Genomic DNA, 19,305 nt, shown 5'->3' on the forward strand with positions numbered 1-19,305 from the left:
TTCTGTAATCGGACAGGTACGGGCATATAGCTGGAAATATACCCCTATGGGGCAATTGACGAATACCCCATAGGGGTATAAATGATTTGCTAGCCTACGCCCCCAGGAGCTCCAGCATGTCCTTGATCGTAAAACCGATCACACCTGATCAAAAAGCCAAACGGGACCCCGTTTGCGGAATGATGCCGAAAGCAGACAGTCCGCACCGATTGGTGCACGAAGGCGCAGAGGTCCTGTTCTGCAGCGCAGGTTGCAAAATTAAGTTTGAGGCCGATCCCTCCGCCTACCCCGTCGCAGAAGAAACACGCGCCGTCCCGGAATCCCACGCGCATGGCCATTCAGGTCATGGCGCTGGCTGTCATCATCACGCGGCAACACCCGCGCCCAAGACAGCGGCGCCCGGAAGCCAGTGGACCTGCCCCATGCACCCGGAAATCCTTAGAGATGGCCCTGGAGACTGCCCGATCTGCGGCATGGCGCTGGAGCCGTTGACCCCAAGCGCAAGCGACGGGCCCAATCCTGAGCTGCGCGACATGAAGCGGCGGTTTGTGTTCGGGCTCGTTCTGTCCCTACCGTTGCTGGCTATTGAAATGGGCGGGCACTTCTTCGGCGTCGACCGCTTCATTCCGCCAACCATCAATCCCTGGATCCAGATGGCGCTGGCGACGCCTGTCGTGCTCTGGGCGGGCTGGCCTTTCTTTGCGCGGGGCGTCGCCTCGGTCAGGAACCGCAGCCTCAACATGTTCTCACTGATCGCGCTCGGCACGGGCGCAGCCTGGATCTATAGCATGGTGGCGGCGATTGCGCCGGATCTGTTCCCGGCCGAACTGCGCTCGGCGCATGGCACCGTGCCGGTCTACTTTGAAGCCGCTGCAGTCATCATCACATTGGTCTTGCTCGGCCAGGTGCTGGAACTTCAGGCCCGTGAGGCAACGGGCGGCGCCATCCGTGCGCTCCTTGACCTTGCCCCGAAAACCGCGCGCCGCATCCAGGCGGATGGCAGCGAAGAAGATGTGCCGCTGGAGACGGTCGCCGCCGGTGACAGGCTGCGTGTGCGCCCCGGAGAAAAGATTCCGGCAGACGGTGTCGTCCTTGAAGGACGCTCCTCCATCGACGAGTCGATGGTCACAGGCGAATCCATGCCGGTCACCAAATCGGTCAATGACCGCGTTATCGGGGCAACGGTCAACCAGACAGGCAGCCTCATCGTCGAGGCGCAACGCGTCGGCAGCGAGACCATGCTCTCGCAGATCGTCCATCTCGTGGCCGAGGCGCAGCGCAGCCGCGCGCCCATCCAGCGCCTTGCTGATCAGGTGTCGGGTTGGTTCGTTCCAGCGGTGATCGTCATTGCCATCGCGGCCTTCTTCGGATGGCTGACGTTCGGCCCGGAGCCTGCCTTCTCCTACGGTCTCATAGCGGCCGTCTCAGTGCTGATCATTGCCTGTCCTTGCGCGCTTGGTCTTGCCACGCCGATGTCCATCATGACCGGTGTCGGAGCCGGGGCGCGCGCCGGCGTCCTGATCCGGAACGCCGAAGCGCTCGAGCGTATGGAAAAAGTCGATACGTTGCTGATCGACAAGACCGGAACCCTTACCGAAGGAAAGCCGGCGCTTGTAGGAATCGACATGACGGCTGGCACCGATGAAGACACTGCCCTGCGAATTGCCGCCAGTCTTGAGAGCCACAGCGAGCATCCTCTTGCCGCCGCGATTGTCGCCGCAGCCCGCACAAAAGGTCTGGCGCTCGTTGAGCCCTCAGACTTCGATTCGCCGACGGGCAAAGGTGTTGTGGGGATCGTCGAGGGACAGAAGGTCGCTCTTGGCGCCGAGCGGTTCATGAATGAACTCGGCATCGACACTGTCTCGCTCCAAGCACTTGCAGAACGCCGCCGGATGGACGGCGCAACGGCCATCTATCTGGCTGTCGACGGCGTTGTGCTGGCTGTGATTTCGATTGCCGATCCCGTGAAGCCATCAACCCCGGCTGCCTTGAACGCGCTGCGTGCGGCGGGCCTAAGCATCGTCATGGCGACGGGAGATAACCGCACGACGGCTGACGCAATCGCGCGCTCACTTGGCATCAATGCCGTTGAATCTGAAGTCCTGCCTGCCCAAAAGGCCGAGATCGTGAAACGCCTGATCGCCGAGGGCCGGGTCGTCGCCATGGCCGGAGACGGCGTGAATGACGCTCCCGCCCTGGCGGCGGCTGATGTCGGCATCGCGATGGGAACCGGCACGGACGTTGCCATTGAAAGCGCTGGGATAACCCTGCTCAAGGGCGATCTTGGCGGCATTGTGCGGGCAAGGAATATCTCACACGCGACCATGAGAAACATCCGCCAGAACCTGTTCTTCGCGTTTGCCTATAATGCTGCTGGCATCCCCATTGCGGCGGGTGTGCTCTACCCGCTGACAGGCGCTCTACTCTCTCCGATGATTGCAGCCGCCGCCATGGCCCTGTCTTCTGTTTCGGTAATTGCCAACTCCCTGCGGCTCACAGCGCTTGAGCAGAAATGAGGGTGCTGTCAGACTAATGCGAACCGGTCTCCGTTATCCGCACGCGAGCAGGTGCTACGCAATGAGAAGTTCCCGCCATTCGCGAAGGGCGGCGTCACGTAGTGATTTGAATCTGGCCCTCCCTTCGATATTGGTCTGCCTCCCGGAAAGTGGTCCAGTATTTGAGTTAGTGCCGGCTCCGATTATGGAGTTGAGACATGGGCAAGAGAGCCAAGCCTGAAGAGATCATTGCGAAGCTGCGGGAGGTGGAGGTTCGCCTTGCCCGCGGTGAGACAGCTGCAGCTGCTGCGCGTGCCGTTGGTGTGACCGAGCAAAGTTACTATCGCTGGCGCAAGGAGTATGGCGGCCTTCAGGTCGACCAGGCGAAGCGCATGAAGGACCTTGAGAAGGAGAACCAGCGCCTGCGCCGGGCCGTCTCCGATCTCACCCTGGATAACCAGATCCTCAAGGAAGTCGCTCAGGGAAAGTTCTGAGCCCTTCCCGCAAGCGCGCTGCGGTCGATCATGTGGTGGAAGAGCTTGGCGTGACTGAGCGCCGGGCGTGCCGCGTGATCGGCCAGCATCGTTCGACCCAGCGCAAGCCACACACCCGGCGAGACGATGAAGACGCCGTGACAATCGCGATCACTCGCCTTGCCGAGCGGTTTGGCCGGTACGGTTACCGGCGGATCACGGCTCTGCTCAGGGACGACGGCTGGCATGTGAACGAGAAGCGGGTTTACCGAATCTGGAGGCGAGAGGGGCTGAAAGTACCGATGAAACAACCAAAACGCAGCCGTCTCTGGCTGAATGACGGCTCTTGCGTGCGGCTGAGGCCGGCGCACAAAGGCCATGTCTGGTCCTATGACTTCGTACAGGACCGCACCCACGATGGAAGAGTGTTCCGTATGCTGTGCGTGATCGACGAGCACACACGCGAGTGCCTCGCCATCCGGGTCGAGCGCAAGCTCTCCTCAAGGGATGTCCTTGACACGCTGGGCGAGCTGTTCGTTCGTCACGGGGCACCCGAGCACATACGATCCGACAACGGACCAGAGTTCATTGCTACAGCTCTGCGCGAATGGCTCGAACGCATCGGCGTGAAGACGCTTTACATCGAGCCTGGCAGCCCATGGGAAAACGGCTACTGCGAAAGCTTCAACAGCAAGCTGCGCGACGAGTTGCTGGCGAGGGAAATCTTCTTCGATCTGCGCGAGGCAAAGATCCTGATCGAAGCGTGGCGGCAGCACTACAACACCGCCCGGCCGCACTCGTCCCTCGGCTACAAGCCACCCGCCCCCAAAGCCATCTTGCCCGCAGCGTTCATGCCGCCTTACTATGGGGAGGTGGCAGCATGAACGCTGCTACCTTGAAACCGCCGGGCTAACAAATCTGGTGGACCACTGCTGAGGGGCAGGCCACGGCCATAGCCGGGACATAACCGACCTCAGCCTCCACACGGCGCCGCCGCCAACGCCGCCTCGTAATCCTCCAGTATCCATGGTTGCATCCCGCCCACCTTCATCGCGTCCACCGCCGGCGCCAGCATCGCTCGCCCTGCCGCGCAGTTACCCAGCCGGATCAACGCGATGCCTCTCAGCCCCGCCACCCGCGTATCCCAGCCATCCCCCGGGCTGCCCGCTGCCAGCTTGCCTGCGTCCAGCCCCTCTGCCAGCGCCATCGCCTTGCTTGCCTGCCCCAGCTCAAGCTGCGCCATGGCCAGATAATACGCCATCACATGCACCGCCGGAGAGTCCGGCCCCAGCTGCGCCCGGAACGTGTCCACCACCGGCCCAAGATTTGCTACCGCCCCTTCCGCGTCGCCCAGGAACCACTGGAACACCGCTTCATTGCCCCGTGTCATAAGACAGGTGAGATGGTCTTCGCCATGCAGCGCGCACATTTTGGCGCGCACATCGGTCACCAGCGGCAACGCCGGCTCCCAATTGCCGGACGTGGCATAGAGATTGGCCAGCGCGCTCTGTGCCTCCACCACCTGCGCCGCGTCCGCCCCGAACACATCCGTCAGACGGCGGATCGCATCCTGAAGCACAGGCTCGGCGTCGTCATACCGCCCCGCGTAGAACAGCGACGCGCCAAGGAACATCGTCGCCCGCGCCCGCGTTGCCTCACTCACGCCGGCCGCCGCATGAGAGGGATCTTGCAACCCCGCCAGCAGATCCACCGCGTCCTCATGCCGCCCCACCCGGCTGTAGATCTGCGAAAGATCCATCTTCAGGCGATAGGCCGTCTCCGGATCATCCGGCATTGCTTCTGGCAGCAGGCGAACGGCCTCCTCCAGCAACGGGGCAGACCGCTCCATATCCGCCTGCACCAGATAATACCGCCCCCGCGTCTGCGCCGCCGCAAAGGCCAGCTGCGCGTCGCCCTCGCGGCGCAGCATCAGCGTCTTGTCCGCCATGTCCAGCACGGCGCCCGCTTCTGAAATCCTGGACGCATTCGCCAGCGCTTCGGCCTGCCGGTAGCGTGCCAGCAGCGTGCGCCGATCGCCCTCCCCGTAAAATTCCGCCAGCAGGTCTGCCGCCCGCCCCTTGCGCTCGGCAGCGGCGTCATACACCGCCAGGCTCGAATAGATCTCCCCCGCCGTTTGCTGAATCGAAGCCTCCGTAAGCGGATCATCTGCAAAGCGGGGCCCAATCCCGCCCACCGCCTTGTCCAGCGCCGCGCGCACGGTCACGTCCCCCGCTCCACCCGGCCGGTAAGGATCGGCATTCACCAGCAGATCACGGAGGAACCCGCCGGTCGCTTCGGCCCGCGCCGCTTCCATCTCCGCCACCGCCCTGGCATCGGCTGCCTGCAGGTAGAGCCACACGCTCGCCGCAAAGCCTGCCACCAGCGCCGCAAAGGTCGCCGTCACCCAGGGCCGCCGCGTCTTCACCCGCTCCAACTCGGCTCGCGCCGCGTCCGCCTCCGCCGCCAGCGCCGCTTCCCGCGCGCGCGCCGCCCGCCGTGCCTCCAGCGCCCGCAGCCGCGCCGCCAGTTCCCCCGCCGACGCTATCCGGCGCAGCGGATCGCCATGCGTCGCCTCGGCAATATCCTCCCGTAGCAGCGGGTCGCCGATGTCCTGCTCCCAGCCCGTCGCCAGCGGCTTCCTCATGTTCCCGGTGAGGATCTGATACAGCATCACCCCCAGCGCATAGACATCACACCGCGCCGACGGCGCCTGCCCATCAAGTATCTCCGGCGCGATGTATAGCGGCGTCCCCATGCTCGAACTGCCCGATCCGCCCTCACCGATTGTCATGCCCATCGGCGTGATGCCCAGGTCTTCCAGCCGCCCCTGCTCAACCAGCCCACCCGCGCCGAAATCGGTCACGCGCACCTGCCAGCCCCCGCCCTTGCGGGGCGCCACCAGGAAGTTGGCCGGCTTCAGATCCTTGTGCAGTACGCCGGCCTCATGCGCGGCGGCCACCACATCAATCGTCTGCAGCGCCAGCCCCAGCCGCTCCTCCGCCGGCATCGCCGCGAGCCGCCCCTCCTGCTCGGCCCAGGCCAGCAGGTTCTCCCCGCCATATTCGCATTCCAGGAAGAAGGGCGGGGTCTCGAAGTTCCAGTCGATCACGCGGGCAATGTCGTCCCGCTCGCCCAGGCTCTCGCGCAGCACGCGGGCCAGCGTCGCCTCCCGCTTCAGCGAGGCCAGCCGCGCCCCGTCCGGGCTGAACTTGTAGACGCGCAGCTCCCCGGTCTTGTCATGCCGCGCCAGCCACACTTCGCTGCCCCGCGTGCCCGATAGCTGTTCGCGCAGCATGAAATGACTACGCCCCGGCACCGGCTGCCCGGCTCTCAGGTCCAGCCGGTTGACCAGCCGCCGCCCGGCCGCCACCCGCTCCACCTGACCGGTAAACCGGTAGCCGATGCGCGCCTGTGTCCGGATTTGTCCGGAAAGTGTCTCGCCCAGCCCCTTGCGCAACTTGGTGATGGCATTGGCCAGCACATTCTCGACCGTGATCCGCCCCTGCCAGACCGTGTCGAGCAGTTCCTCCTTGGTGACGACCTCGCCCGCATGGCGCAGCAGCAGGCTCAGCACTTCCAGCGGGCGCCGCTCCAGCTCCACCACCAACCCGCCCACGCGCAACTCGAAACTCGCCTCGTCAAATTCCGCCGCGCCAAACCGGTAGCGGTAGAGCGGGACTTCTTCACGCTTCAGATCGTCCATCATCCGCCCCGCGTACCCACGCCGCACGCCACCAGAAAAACCAGTGAAATCAAAGATCCTATCACGGCGTTAGAAATCCGTGATGCCTCAGTGAAGATTATTGCCCGCGCGCGCCTCAGATTTCAAACGAATCTCAAGGTTCCCGCACCGGCCGCTTCCGGGCGGTCGATTGAAAGGCATCACAGTCATGAAATTCGGAAAGCTCGGCCTCGCCCTGGCAATCTCCTCAGCCCTCCTCCTTGCCGCATGCGGGGGTGGCAGCGAAGCCTCAGGCGGCTTTGACGAGAACGGGTATGATGGCGGCGGCGACCTGAGCGCCCCGGCCGCCGCTTCAGCCGATGGCGGCAAGGCCAAAAAGCCCAAATGCCCTGTCAAGCTCAGCAAGGACCTCCCCGGCCCGGACATCGCCGGCTTCAGGCTCGGCATGACCTTCGCCGAGGCCGAAAATGCTATCGCCTGTCAGATGCCCGATGGCCTCGTCACCTATGACAACGAATTCTTCAGCCCCTACAGCCTCAAAACCGGCACGATGCGTCTCGAAAAGCAGAGGATTACCGCCCAGACCGGCGAGAACAAGGAATGCAGCTATGGCTCGTATGACGCCATGCAGAAATGCGGCGCGGGCAATCGCCAGTGGGATTTCATCGCCGAGAAGATCACCCTGGCCACCCCCGGCGTGCCCGGCAAACAGAAAGTCCACGGCGTCTGGCGCACCCAGAACTGGAAGGAAGGCGAAATGCCCGCCAAGGCCGCCGTCCTGGCTGCCCTCACCGAAAAATACGGCCCTTACCAGCAATATGAAGGCCGCGACGCGAACTATTTCGGCTACGTCAACGAGTACAACTGGGTCACCGATTCTGCCGGCAACGTCCTCAGCGAAGCCCACCCCATGCTGAACCAGTGCGCCAATGGCGTGAATGGCCGGGGCGATGAACACCAGTCCTGGAGCAGTGGCTGCGGCATGTCCGTCACTGCCATGATCCGCACCTTCCGCTCAAACCCGGACGTGGTGGAAGAACTCAGCGTCGGCATGTTCGACCAGACCGCCCTCTACGAGTTTGGCGACCAGTTCCAGAACGAGCTCAACGAGATCGAGAACAAGCGCCGCACCGACGAGCTTGAGAAAGCCCAGAACACCAAGGTGGATCTCTGATCATGCGCTGGATCAACACTCGATCATTCTGTCTTCCGGCATTGGCCGCTCTGGCTGCTGCCGTCCTGATCGCAGGCTGTGGGGGCCCGGCCGGAGGTTCCGGCGAAGAAGGCGCGGAGGCTGGCGCGGCCAGCGCCCCCGCTGCCGTCTCTGAGACCGGCGTCACGCCCGCCAAGCCCGCTTGGGCGCCCAAGGAAGATGCCAAGGCAAAGGGCGATACCCCGAAAGCCGCTGCCGCGCCGGGCCCCAGCCCCTTTGGCACGGCCACGCTCGCCTATCCCGATGACTTCCAGATGACACTGCTGGCCTATCGCCTCACAGACCGGGAGCCCCCGCTCGCGGCCTGGGCCAGTGAAGTCTACGAAGTGAAGTATGCGGACGAATTCAGCAAGGCGGCAAAACTCGAAGCGGAAACCGCGCGCCTGGCCGACATCTACGCCTCCACCGAAGGCGTCGGCGTCCTTCATATCCGCCTCAATTCCCAGCTCAGCCAGTATGACGCCGGCCGGGGCGGCTACTACCTAACCGCCTTCTCGCCTGGCAACCAGGTGAATTTCGGTGGCAGGGAACAGGTCAGCCTGCAGCTCGACAATATGGCCAGCGCCTTCTTCTGGCCGGTCGAGGCAAGCCGCGCCCAGGAAATCCTCCAGCACACAAGCCGCCAGGTGGACCTCGACACAAAGATCGAGCTCACCGGCATCCAGCGGCGCAGCAACGGTCTCGTTATCCAGGGCCGCATCACCGAATACGGCATCTACAGCAAACGCTATAACGACGAACGCCAGTTCGAGTTCATTCAGCTCGACTAAACCCTCAGGCGCTGACTGGACTTGGACTTCCCCCGGTTTGATGGACAATTTTTTCTTCATCGAACAGGATGTTTCTCATACCGAGAACAAGGAGCCCGTACCCGACGGAATTTCGGGAACATATCATTGCGCTGGCCCGGTCTGGGCGCAGTGTCGAGAGCCTCGCGCGGGAGTTTGAGCCGTGTGCAGCGACCATCCACCTTTGGTTTAAGGAAGCCCAGCAGGACAGCGGTGAACGCGATGATGGCGTGACGAGCGCCGAACGCGAGGAGCTGAAGTGGTCTGCCTCAAGAAAACTGGTCCAATATTTGATTTAGAGTTGGCTTCGATACGGAGCTGAGAATGAGCAAGAGAGCCAAGCCAGAAGAGATTATAGCGAAGCTGCGGGAGGTCGAGGTTCGTCTTTCCCGTGGCGAGACGGCCGGGCAAGCAGCGCGCGCGATCGGTGTGACGGAGCAGACCTACTACCGCTGGCGCAAGGAGTATGGCGGTCTTCAGGTGGATCAGGCGAAGCGGATGAAGGACATTGAGACGGAGAACCGTCGGCTTCGCAAGGCGGTCTCTGATCTGACTCTGGACAACCAGATCCTGAAGGAAGTCCTTTCGGGAAAGTACTGAGCCCTTCCCGCAAGCGAGACGCGGTCGATCATGTGGTGGAAACGCTTGGCGTATCAGAGCGCCGGGCCTGCCATGTGATCGGCCAGCACCGCGCCACCCAGCGCAGGGTACCGACACCTCGCCACGATGAAGCCGACCTTACGCGGGCCATCGTCGCTCTTGCCGAGCGCTTTGGCCGGTACGGCTACCGGCGTATGACCGCGCTGCTGAGAGCAGGCGGATGGCGGGTGAGTGCGGGCCGGGTGTATCGCATCTGGCGTCGGGAAGGGCTGAAAGTGCCGATGAAACAGCCTAAACGCGGTCGTTTATGGCTGAATGACGGCTCTTGCGTTCGGTTGCGGCCCGCGCACAAGGGGCATGTCTGGTCTTACGACTTTGTGCAGGACCGAACCCATGACGGGAAGGTATTCCGTATGCTATGCGTGATCGATGAGTATACGCGGGAATGCCTTGCCATCCGGGTTGAGCGCAAGCTTCGTTCAAGCGATGTGCTTGATGTCCTTGGGGAGTTGTTCGTCCGGCATGGGCCACCCGAGCACATACGCTCTGACAACGTCCTATGAAAGGAACGAAATCCGGTATTGGGCCAACAGGTCAGTGATGCGCGACAGCCAATCAGCTTCGCGCTCTTTTATGAAAGTCACCCAGGCGTCTTCTGTCGTCAAGGAATCAGTTCTTCCATAGCAAACACAGGGTACGCTGGATTGCGGCCCTCACCGTCCTCAAGACGAGATCCGAATACCCAGGCAGAAGACCCGAACATTATCTACGAGGTCATGACGATGCATGCCTCAACGGCACTTGCAGAGCGGGGTCCTTCCGCCTGGGACCGCGTCCTTCGAAGAAGGGGCGGTAATCGGTCTCGGTCTTGATAACCGAATGTGCGGTGCGTGCGATCTTTGCGGCAACGGCGGTGAGTGCCTTGCGCTTTAGGTGCGGATCGCTGTGATCTCTGGCAATGTATCTCTCATACTTGTCGCGGAAGCTGTTCTCGCGCTGCCGAATGGCGACCTGTCCCGCCATCCAGAATGTCCGTCTCAGCCTGGCGTTGCCAAACTTGGAGAGCTTGGTCTGTCCTCGGAACACGCCGGACTGTTGGGTCGAGAGATTGAACCCGCAATACTTGAGAAACTGCCGATGATGTCCGAAGCGGCGCAGGTCCCCGGCTTCGGCCAGGATGGTGAGAGCATTGATTGGCCCGATTCCTGGGATGGTCCTCAGGCGCACGAAGTCCGGATGTGTTCCGAGCAGGTCGCTGGCCTGCTGTTCGATCTGATCACGTTGGGCAATCAGATGCCTTCCCTGGCCGAGAACCAGACGAAACATGCGGATCGCTGGCGTCTCTTGATCGACTGGCAGACCAATGGAATCAGCGGCGGTGGCGTATATATCAGCGAGCAACCGGGCTTTTGATACCTTCTTGCCGACAACATCCCAGGCCGCTTCGATGAAGGCATCTTCAGACATACATGTGATCGATCCCGGTGTGGGGAACTGTTCGAGGAAGGCAAGGAACCAATCGCTGCGCGAGTTGCCCATGAAGCGCTCAACCTCGGGAAAGTAGAGCGGCAGATAGTGTGTTCTCAAGCGATGCCAGAACTCGGTTTTTGTTTGTGAGATGACGGCATGGGTCTTCGACAGCTCTTGAATGTCGTTCACGCCGTGCACGAGCGGATCATGCCAGATCTGGGTTAGTCCGGTCTGCATCATATGCAGCATCACCTGCGCATCCTTAGGGTCGTTCTTGTCCCATGAGTTGTGCATCGCCTCGCGCGTCCGGGCGAGCGACAGCGAAGAAATAAGACGCAGGTCGAATCCCGCCTGATGAAGCAGCCATGCCAGCGGCCGATGGTAGTCACCGGTCGGCTCGAATCCGACCTGCACTGGCACCTCAAAGGCGGCGAGTGTCTCGACAAGTCGGTCGACGTCTTCCCTGGCATTGCGAACCGTGAGGCGCCTGCGGCGTTGTCGTCCGGGCACCGCGATCAGAACTTCGTTGCGATGTTTTGCGATATCAATCGCTACCAGAACAGGCTGCTCTGTCTTATGAGATATCTTGGTCATGGCCGGTCTCCTCTTCAGTTGTGGTCGGCAAAACCACTGTAAGAGACCTGAGAGCCCGGTCATGACCGCCCGCCTGCATGTATGGAACAAGCAGGCAATCATGACCTCCGGAACGTCGGTTCCCAATGTGCTATGGACCGGAGTTTATCGCCACCGCCCTACGAGATTGGCTGGGACGGATTGGTGTGAAGACACTCTATATCGAACCGGGCAGCCCATGGGAAAATGGCTACTGCGAGAGCTTCAACTCGAAACTCCGAGATGAGCTGCTGGCTCGGGAGATCTTCTACGATCTGCGCGAGGCTCAGATCCTGATCGAAGCCTGGCGCCGCCACTTTAACACTCGCAGACCGCACTCCTCGCTGGGCTACCACCCGCCTGCGCCGAAAGCCATCTTGCCCGCGGCGTTCATGCCGCCTTACTATGTGGAAGCGGCAGCATGAACGCCGCTTCAATACCAACCGCCAACTCTAACTTTACGGTTGGACTAGCCGTATTGGGCAGGCCAGCCGGTTTATCAATCGTATTATCAGCCAAATTGACCAACATCAGACATTCCGTCGCGACACCCCAGATGAAGTGGTGATGGCTGTAACCAAGCGCAAGGGGTAGTGCTTGTACTTTTTTTGTTCTACGATTGGACGCCTGGAGAATTTGGAATTCTAACGTCTGGCCATAATCGTTACTTACAGCAGGTTCTGCAACAAAGTGAGTATGTGCTCACCGTACTCGTTCAGACACGGAATCGATGAACTCGGTACTTCAAAAGAGCAAACTTGCCTGCCATGGGAGAAGCCGGAAGACGAACTGCTCAAGCCTTGCTGCCGAAGAAGGCGCGGGCTTCTCCTCCTCTAATCGAATGTACCGGGTTCCATACGTCTCCTCCTGCGCCCTCAACAGACGCAATAGATACCTCAGGTGCCCCTCCCATTTGGCAGCATTCAGACTAGTGGTTCGCACCTCTGGAATTCAGCTTGAACAAATATCGAAGCACTCGGCCAGCAACGTGGACTTCTGCTTCGACCTAAGCCCAAGTGCTCCGTATGGACAATCTCGATAGAATTCGCGGGAACTTGATCAAGACCCTAGAGGCACTTGAGGACGCCTGCGAGCAAGCAACTGAAGCGCAACTGCCAGATTTGCCAAACGAAACGCGACTCCAGGAAATACGAGCCCTCAACCGCCTCATCGACACTGCAAAATCGCAATGCGCCGAAGCGGAAGCATTTATGCTCGAATATATCCGCCTACAGAGCGATTAGGCTGGACTACGGCCCTATTCCAAGCATTGCTATCTCTGTCGCGGCAGCCTCCGCGACAGCCCGCCAGATAGTCGGGCCTTTGGGTCGTGGAAGCGCTGATCGCTTCCTCAACCCGAAAGGAACTGCATGACCAAACGCAAATCGACACGAGCCGACAAGAAACCACAACCTAAGTCCTCGAAAACAGATCAACTCAAAAGTCTCCTCAGAAAACCCGAGGGCATGACAGTCGAGGCGCTCTCCGCAAAACTCGGCTGGCAGACCCACACAACGCGGGCCGCCCTCACCCGCCTGAAACAAGCCGGTATCAGTTTGGAGAAACTCGATCCAGCTGACGGCGCTCGCCAGTCCCATTACCGTATCGCCGGAGCGAAGAAGTGACGTCCACGGCAGAACTTGAAATGATGCCTCGCTCCTACCTTATCGATCAGTATGAGCACCTGATCAGCGCGCCGCCGCCCAAAGGTATAAGCACGCCCCTGCTCTGCCGCCTCGTTGCATATGAAGTTCAGGCCGCCAGGTATGGTGGCCTACCTCTCAGGACCCGGAACAAGCTGCAGGCGATTGCCAGTGACCAGGCCGTCGTGCCAGCAGGGTCTTCCCTTCGATCCGGCTCAAGGCTTGTCCGTGATTGGAATGGGGTCACCCATGTCGTTGATGTTGCGAAAGGAGGATACCGATATCAGGGGCGCGTCTACCGATCCCTTTCTGCCATCGCGAGAGAAATCACGGGCGCCCGCTGGTCGGGCCCCCGCTTTTTCGGCTTGAAAGGCACATCGTAATGTCAGCAGCCGGATCAGGCCGACGGATTGTCCGCTGCGCCATCTACACGCGCAAGTCCAGCGAGGAAGGTCTCGACCAGGCCTTCAACTCGCTCGACGCGCAGAGGGAGGCCTGCGAAGCGTATATCGCCAGCCAACGACATGAAGGCTGGAAGCTGGTCCCTGCGCATTATGATGATGGTGGGCTTTCCGGCGGAACGCTCGAGCGTCCGGCCCTAACCCGTCTCCTGGACGACATAAACGCGGGGAAGATTGACCTTGTGGTCGTCTACAAGATCGACCGTCTGACGCGGTCTCTCGCAGACTTCGCCAAGCTGGTGGAAAGGTTCGATGCAGCCGGCTGCTCTTTCGTTTCGGTCACCCAAGCGTTCAACACCTCCACCAGCATGGGCCGGCTGACCCTCAACGTGCTGCTCTCCTTTGCCCAATTCGAACGGGAAGTGACCGCTGAGCGTATTCGGGACAAGATTTCAGCATCCAAGAAAAAGGGCTACTGGATGGGGGGACTCCCGCCGCTCGGCTACGAACCCCATCCTGATCCTCAGACCCGCAGCCTGGTGATAAATTCTCCCGAAGCGGATGTCGTCCGGGAACTGTTCCAGCTTTATGATGCGCTTGGCTGCGTCCGGCTGGTCGAGGCGGAAGCTGCGCGCCGAGGCTACCGAACCAAATTCCGCTCGTTCAGCAATGGCCGGAAAGTAGGCGGGGAACTGCTCAGGCGCGGTCACATCCACTTTCTGCTGCGCAATCCAATTTACATTGGTCGCATTCGCCACAAGCGCGAAGTCCACGACGGTTTGCATGAGCCGCTCATCGATGAGGCGCTGTGGGACCGGGTTCAGGCAAAGCTCGGCGCGCAGGATAAGCCTGGCCGGCGAAGCACATCTGTCAATCGCCCGTTTCTGACCGGGAAGCTGGTCGATGAAACCGGCGATCGGCTTACGCCCTCTCATGCGAGCAAAGGCCCTCGGCGCTATCGCTACTACGTGTCGTCTCGCCTTCTCGAAGGCAGAGGCAAGCGCGCCGATGGCTGGCGCCTGCCTGCGAAACAGCTCGAAGCTCAACTTGCTCAGGCTGTCAGCGATCATCTCATCACAACCGGCGCTCAGATCTTCCAAAGCCCCACCGCGACACTCATTGAACGAGGTATGCCCCAGTTGATGTCGATCTCGGGCGCTGAGCGCCTGGAGCTCATCAAACGATGCCAAATATCCCAAGGGCAACTCGAGCTGGAAATCTCGGCGAAGTCTCTCGCAGATCGGCTGAGTGTGCAGGAATCCGATCTGGCTGCATCCTCCCTCAGCTTCACCTCGCCCTTTCAGATCAAGCGCCGAGGCGTCGAAGCCCGTCTCATCATCGGCGGCGTTACACCCCGGACGGATGAAACATTGATCCGCGCAATTGCGCTGGCGCATGCCTGGGCAACAGAGCTTCGCGCCGGCACTTCTATGACCACCCTCGCCGAGCGCCGCAGCTGCACGCTCGCCTTCATCCGTCAGCGTTTGCCGCTGGCGTTTCTCTCGCCCAAGGTCATCGAGGCTATCCTCGCAGGTCGCCAGCCTCACGACCTGACGCTCACCAAGCTGATCACCCATCCTATTCCGCTCGACTGGGATGATCAGTGGGCAGAACTCGGCTTTTCAGCCAGCGCCTGATAACGTCAAATCATTCCCTGCTTTTGCAATGGCCGTCCCTGTTTGGGCCGGGAAAATTCCCTGTTTCGCGTTTAGGGAATTTGCGCGCATCGCCCTGAAATGACGGGCGATTTATCGGGCCTATCAGAGGCATTCCCTGATCTTTTGAGGAAATTCCCTGTAAATCGGCCTGGAGCAGGGAAAATGGCGATAAGGGAACTGCTGCAAAAGCCGAATAGAGACGGGGCGCCAAAAAGCGCCAAAAAATTCGCTGATACGGAAAACGGAGACCGCAGCCTCGCGCCAAACCCCGCCTGTTTGCGGGGTTTTGGAGCCGCCTAACGGAACTGTCTCAAAATCTGAAAATGGCTGGCGGAGAGGGAGGGATTCGAACCCTCGATACCCTTGCGAGTATATCGGTTTTCGAGACCGACGCGATCGACCACTCCGCCACCTCTCCGCGCCGGGGTCTTTGAAGGGCGGTGAACTATCGCGGCGCGGCGCAAAGCGCAAGCGCCCGATTGGTAAATCCTCGCCTGTCTCCCGCTTTTTTAACAGCGCCCGCTCCGCGCACCCGGCCCCGGCAGGCGTCCCGCTGGCTTTGCGGAGGTTTGCCCTGCGCCCGCCCCAAGGCCCCCGGCCGGGCCTTTTTCGCCCGCGCCCCCGTCAAAATGCAGTAATCGATGAAATTTGCCAGACCGGCGAAAGCGGGTCTTATCCCAACTGCGTCAAAGGAAGAGCCTGGACAACAAGGATTGCTTGCCCACCTCCATGAGCGCCGAATTCTTCATAATGCTGCTGAATCCCGGCATCGGCGCGCTGCTGTCGGGCGCGTTCTGCCTGCTCTGGCTCAGCCAGCGGGGGAAAACCTACATCCTCTATGCCTCTGCCGGCTATGGCATAAATGCCGCCGGTTTCTTCATTCAGGACATCGTCTTCCAGTATCTGGTCACGCCCCTGCCTCAAAGCGGCGAACGTATCCTGACAAACCTGATGTTCCTGTTCTCCGGCTGGCTGCTCGCCGCGGCCGTTCTCGGGCGCTATGGCCGCCGGCCGCATTATCCGATTCTCGCGATCACGACCGTCGCCGCCACCCTTGCCCTTGGCTGGTTCTTCCTGGTCCAGCCCAGCGTGCCCGGCCGCATCCTGGCAATGAACACGGCCCTCGGCGTGGTCACGCTGATGATTGCGGTAATGCTCTATCCGGTCCGCAAGAAGCACATGATCGACCGGCTGATCTTCGCCGTCGCGATCGTGTCGGTTGCCAATTATGTGCTGCGCCCGCTGGTGATCCTGATGGTGGCCGGCGGCTTTGGCAGCGACACCAGTTTCCAGCATTCGCTCTACTGGACTACGGTCCAGTTCACCCAGCCGCTGATCTCCATTGCGCTCGCCCTCACGCTGATGGTCGCCATCGCCATCGATCTGATCGAGCAGCTGCGCCAGGAGGCGCGCACCGACAAGCTCTCCGGCCTGCTCAATCGCGGCGGCTTTGAAGCGGCGGCCACGGCGGCCCTGAAGCGCTGCCAGGCCGGCAACAGCCTGCCCGCCTGCATAATCATAGCCGATCTGGACCATTTCAAGCAGATCAATGACACGTTCGGCCATTCGGTGGGCGATGCCGTGATCGGCCTGTTCGGGCGCCATGTCGCGGCGATGTGCAGCGACGAGATGGTGGCCGGGCGGATCGGCGGGGAAGAGTTTGCCGTGCTGCTGCCGGGGCATGAGATTCAGGCCGCGCGCCTGTTTGCCGAATCCCTGCGGGCCTGCCCATGGGACTATTGGAGCGGCATGCTGCCGCCCAAGGTCGCTCCCAGCGTCAGCATCGGCGTCTGCGCGGCCGGGCCGGGGGCGGATCTGCACGGCCTGATGAATCAGGCCGACGAAGCCCTCTATGACGCCAAGAAGGCCGGCCGCGACCAGGTCCGCCTCTTCGGCACGCGCCCGGCGGTCAACGTCGTCCGGATCAAGATCCCGCAGTGATTGGCCTGCCGTGCGGTCAGCCGCCGGAGCATGCCGCCGCCGGCATAGGGGCCGCAGCCGCAGGCCAGCTCAGCGCATAAGTCACCAGATACCCGTCATGATCGGAGAGTTTTCCTCCGGTCTCCGGCCCGTCGAACACCGCCTCAACCCGCAGCGGGCGGATGGTCACAAGCTGGCCATCATCGAACACCTGCAGGTCCTGCGTATCCAGCCAGGGCGCGTCGCCATCCCATGACATGCGCACATCACAGTCATTGGCAGGCTCGGAACACCAGCGGCGCACGATGTTATAGGGCTTGTGCTGATCGAAATGTTCGAGACGGTCCGGTGACCGGCGCATGTTGAAATCCCCGCCCAGAATCAGCGGATTGGCCGGGTCGCGGGTCTCCAGCAGGAAGCGCTCGCTTTCCAGGGTCTGATACCGGTGCGCCGCCAGCGTGCGCGCCTCGCGGACGCGCGCGGCGCCCTGCGCGTTCATGTGGACGGTCATTATGTCCACCGGCGAGGGCATGCCGGGAATGATAATCCTCACCAGCAGCGCGCCCTTGGCGGAAAGGCAGTCGAGCCCGGCGCAGGCATGGCGCGAAAAACCGCGCCGGTGCACCGCGATGACCGGATAGTCGCTGAACGCATAGAGGCCCGAGCCCAGCAGCTTGCCAGACCGCTCGCCCTTCCGGAAACGGCGGCCGGCGATATGATCCTGATCAACCAGCCCGGGGTCCGCCATGTCCGACGGCCTCGGTCCGCGCACGCGGTTGGCATATCCGGCGGTCTGGCCGATCCGGGCGCCGCGCGCCGTAAACGCCTCCTGCACCAGCAGCACGTCGGGCGCAGTCCCTTCCCGCCGCATCCGCGCCAGCTCTTCGCCGATCTGGTCGAGCAGAGGCCCCCGATTGCGCCGGGCCGGCCAGGGCAGCCCTTCCACATTGTAGATCAGAACCGAAAGCTCGGTGGATCTCAGCGCCCCATCGGCCGAAACCGTGCCCCCGCCAGGCCCGGTGGCAGGGCTGCAGCGAAGCGTCTGCTCCTTGGGCCATTGAGCGCATCCGGTTGCCAGCATCGCCAGGGCCGGCCCCGCCAGCAAGGCCCGCAGACGCTTGTTCTTCAAAAGGGCGCTTGGTTTCGGCATGGGGTGCAGGGAAGCCCCCTTTCTGGCTGGATTTGCGGCGGCCGCAGGGAATACTTGCCCCGGCCCGGCCGATCAATGTGCCTGCTGCCTGGCGGTCTGGCGCCGCCGGCCTGCCTCAGGCATAACTCTCTGCAGATCCCCCCACTTTTCCCGCAATCAGCGTGAAGTTGGGGTTTGACAGGCGCATCGCTTTGGTGTTTACCCCCGACCTTCGGGCGCGGCGCCTTCTGGTGCGGCGCCCTCACACATTTTCACTATTCCATGCCGGAAGGATTGGCCCCATGTTCGCGGTCATTAAAACAGGTGGCAAGCAGTACAAGGTTGCCGAAGGCGATACCATCGTCATCGAGCGTCTGGCAGCTGCTGCCGGCGAGACGGTCACGTTTGACTCCGTTCTCATGGTTGGCGCAGGCGCCGGTGTCACCGTGGGCGCGCCCACGGTTGCAGGTGCCACGGTCACCGGCGAAGTCGCCGCTGAAGTGCGCGGCCCGAAGCTGATCACCCGCAAGAAGCGTCAGCGCCAGACCTACCGCCGCACCATCGGCCACCGTCAGGACCTGATGGAAGTCACGATCACCTCCATCAACACCGATGGCAAGGCGCCGGCCAAGAAAGCCGCTGCCAAGAAGGAAGACGCCCCGAAGGCTGAAGCCGCTCCCGCTGCTGACGCCCCGGCTGGTGACAACCTGAAGAAACTCACCGGCGTTGGCCCGGCCCTTGAGAAAAAGCTGAACGGCGCAGGCATCACCACCTTCGCTCAGATCGCTGCCCTCACCGAGGCCGACATCGCCAAGCTCGAAGAAGAGCTGAGCCTCTCGGGCCGTTTCGCCAAGGACGGCTGGGTCGAGCAGGCCAAAGAACTCGCTAAGGACGCATAAGGCCACCCCCGGCCTTCCGCTAAAGGACAGTAGGAGCAGACTATGGCTCATAAGAAATCAGGTGGTTCGTCCCGCAACGGTCGCGATTCGAACCCTAAATATCTCGGCGTGAAGAAGTTCGGCGGCGAAGTCGTCGTTCCGGGCAACATCATCGTGCGTCAGCGCGGCACCCAGAAGTGGCCGGGCAAAGGCGTCGGCATGGGCAAAGACCACACCCTTTTCGCGCTTAAAGGCGGCAAGGTTGAGTTCGCGCACAAGTCCGGTGGCCGCATTTATGTGAACATCGTACCGATGGCGGACGCAGCCGAATAAGCGGCCTGGG

The 19,305-nt window shown here is 61.7% G+C and carries 14 protein-coding genes, 1 tRNA gene and 3 pseudogenes; 14 read left to right on the top strand and 4 right to left on the bottom strand.

Annotated features, from left to right (window positions below):
* Positions 1-116 precede the first annotated feature (116 nt).
* Both BBF93_RS12735 and BBF93_RS12745 read left to right on the top strand, forming a co-directional pair.
* Positions 117-2,516 carry a heavy metal translocating P-type ATPase gene (locus BBF93_RS12735; protein WP_114106173.1) on the top strand — a complete coding sequence of 800 codons (2,400 nt, stop codon included), beginning with the start codon at positions 117-119 and terminating at the stop codon, positions 2,514-2,516.
* A 197-nt stretch (positions 2,517-2,713) separates the two neighbouring features.
* Positions 2,714-3,852 (top strand): IS3 family transposase gene (locus BBF93_RS12745; protein WP_233349123.1). Its coding sequence is split into 2 segments (ribosomal slippage): positions 2,714-2,972 and positions 2,972-3,852, totalling 1,140 coding nucleotides; the frame shifts between segments, so codons are not numbered across the junction.
* A gap of 89 nt (positions 3,853-3,941) precedes the next feature.
* Here the strand turns inward: BBF93_RS12745 and BBF93_RS12750 are convergent.
* Positions 3,942-6,674 carry a winged helix-turn-helix domain-containing protein gene (locus BBF93_RS12750; protein WP_084324398.1) on the bottom strand — a complete coding sequence of 911 codons (2,733 nt, stop codon included), beginning with the start codon at positions 6,672-6,674 and terminating at the stop codon, positions 3,942-3,944.
* A gap of 184 nt (positions 6,675-6,858) precedes the next feature.
* Here BBF93_RS12750 and BBF93_RS12755 point away from each other — a divergent pair, with 184 nt between their 5' ends.
* The 4 genes and pseudogenes from BBF93_RS12755 to BBF93_RS19845 all read left to right on the top strand — a co-directional run.
* Positions 6,859-7,824 carry a hypothetical protein gene (locus tag BBF93_RS12755; protein ID WP_114106175.1) on the top strand — a complete coding sequence of 322 codons (966 nt, stop codon included), beginning with the start codon at positions 6,859-6,861 and terminating at the stop codon, positions 7,822-7,824.
* A 2-nt stretch (positions 7,825-7,826) separates the two neighbouring features.
* Entirely contained in the window at positions 7,827-8,633 is an 807-nt protein-coding gene (locus BBF93_RS12760; RefSeq protein WP_114106176.1) for a hypothetical protein, read from the top strand.
* A 68-nt stretch (positions 8,634-8,701) separates the two neighbouring features.
* On the top strand, positions 8,702-8,950 hold the full coding sequence (locus BBF93_RS12765) for a transposase (RefSeq protein WP_114106177.1): 249 nt from the start codon (positions 8,702-8,704) through the stop codon (positions 8,948-8,950).
* A 25-nt stretch (positions 8,951-8,975) separates the two neighbouring features.
* Positions 8,976-9,805: pseudogene (locus tag BBF93_RS19845) on the top strand (IS3 family transposase); the annotation flags it as partial.
* 237 nt (positions 9,806-10,042) lie between these two features.
* Here the strand turns inward: BBF93_RS19845 and BBF93_RS12780 are convergent.
* A pseudogene (locus tag BBF93_RS12780) lies at positions 10,043-11,315 on the bottom strand (IS110 family transposase).
* Between the two features lie 134 nt (positions 11,316-11,449).
* Here BBF93_RS12780 and BBF93_RS12785 point away from each other — a divergent pair.
* The 5 genes and pseudogenes from BBF93_RS12785 to BBF93_RS12805 all read left to right on the top strand — a co-directional run.
* A pseudogene (locus BBF93_RS12785) lies at positions 11,450-11,758 on the top strand (integrase core domain-containing protein); the annotation flags it as partial.
* Positions 11,759-12,358: 600 nt separating this feature from the next.
* Positions 12,359-12,577: a hypothetical protein gene (locus tag BBF93_RS12790; RefSeq protein ID WP_114106180.1), complete on the top strand. Its 219-nt coding sequence runs from the start codon at positions 12,359-12,361 to the stop codon at positions 12,575-12,577.
* Between the two features lie 126 nt (positions 12,578-12,703).
* Positions 12,704-12,958, top strand: a complete 255-nt coding sequence (locus BBF93_RS12795) for a DUF3489 domain-containing protein (RefSeq protein WP_114106181.1) — start codon at positions 12,704-12,706, stop codon at positions 12,956-12,958.
* Positions 12,955-13,359, top strand: coding sequence for a DUF2924 domain-containing protein (locus BBF93_RS12800; protein ID WP_255417536.1), 405 nt, complete (start codon positions 12,955-12,957; stop codon positions 13,357-13,359). Before BBF93_RS12795 ends, BBF93_RS12800 begins: the two co-directional genes overlap by 4 nt.
* Positions 13,359-15,014: a recombinase family protein gene (locus BBF93_RS12805; RefSeq protein WP_114106183.1), complete on the top strand. Its 1,656-nt coding sequence runs from the start codon at positions 13,359-13,361 to the stop codon at positions 15,012-15,014. Before BBF93_RS12800 ends, BBF93_RS12805 begins: the two co-directional genes overlap by 1 nt.
* 349 nt (positions 15,015-15,363) lie before the next feature.
* Here the strand turns inward: BBF93_RS12805 and BBF93_RS12810 are convergent.
* Positions 15,364-15,453 (bottom strand) — tRNA-Ser (locus tag BBF93_RS12810).
* Between the two features lie 311 nt (positions 15,454-15,764).
* Here BBF93_RS12810 and BBF93_RS12815 point away from each other — a divergent pair.
* The gene (locus BBF93_RS12815; RefSeq protein WP_114106184.1) at positions 15,765-16,976 is read left to right on the top strand and encodes a GGDEF domain-containing protein; all 1,212 of its coding nucleotides are present in this window, start codon (positions 15,765-15,767) and stop codon (positions 16,974-16,976) included.
* Positions 16,977-16,992: 16 nt separating this feature from the next.
* Here BBF93_RS12815 and BBF93_RS12820 read toward each other — a convergent pair whose 3' ends face one another.
* Positions 16,993-18,105: an endonuclease/exonuclease/phosphatase family protein gene (locus BBF93_RS12820; RefSeq protein WP_114106185.1), complete on the bottom strand. Its 1,113-nt coding sequence runs from the start codon at positions 18,103-18,105 to the stop codon at positions 16,993-16,995.
* A gap of 281 nt (positions 18,106-18,386) precedes the next feature.
* On the opposite strand from BBF93_RS12820, the gene BBF93_RS12825 reads away from it, so the two are divergent.
* Positions 18,387-18,983: a 50S ribosomal protein L21 gene (locus BBF93_RS12825; RefSeq protein WP_035596613.1), complete on the top strand. Its 597-nt coding sequence runs from the start codon at positions 18,387-18,389 to the stop codon at positions 18,981-18,983.
* Between the two features lie 42 nt (positions 18,984-19,025).
* Positions 19,026-19,295, top strand: a complete 270-nt coding sequence (gene rpmA / locus BBF93_RS12830) for a 50S ribosomal protein L27 (RefSeq protein ID WP_035596616.1) — start codon at positions 19,026-19,028, stop codon at positions 19,293-19,295.
* The last annotated feature ends 10 nt before the right edge of the window (positions 19,296-19,305 follow it).

It is taken from the genome of Hyphomonas sp. CACIAM 19H1 (genome assembly GCF_003325995.1).
In the GTDB taxonomy this organism is placed as follows: domain Bacteria; phylum Pseudomonadota; class Alphaproteobacteria; order Caulobacterales; family Hyphomonadaceae; genus Hyphomonas; species Hyphomonas polymorpha.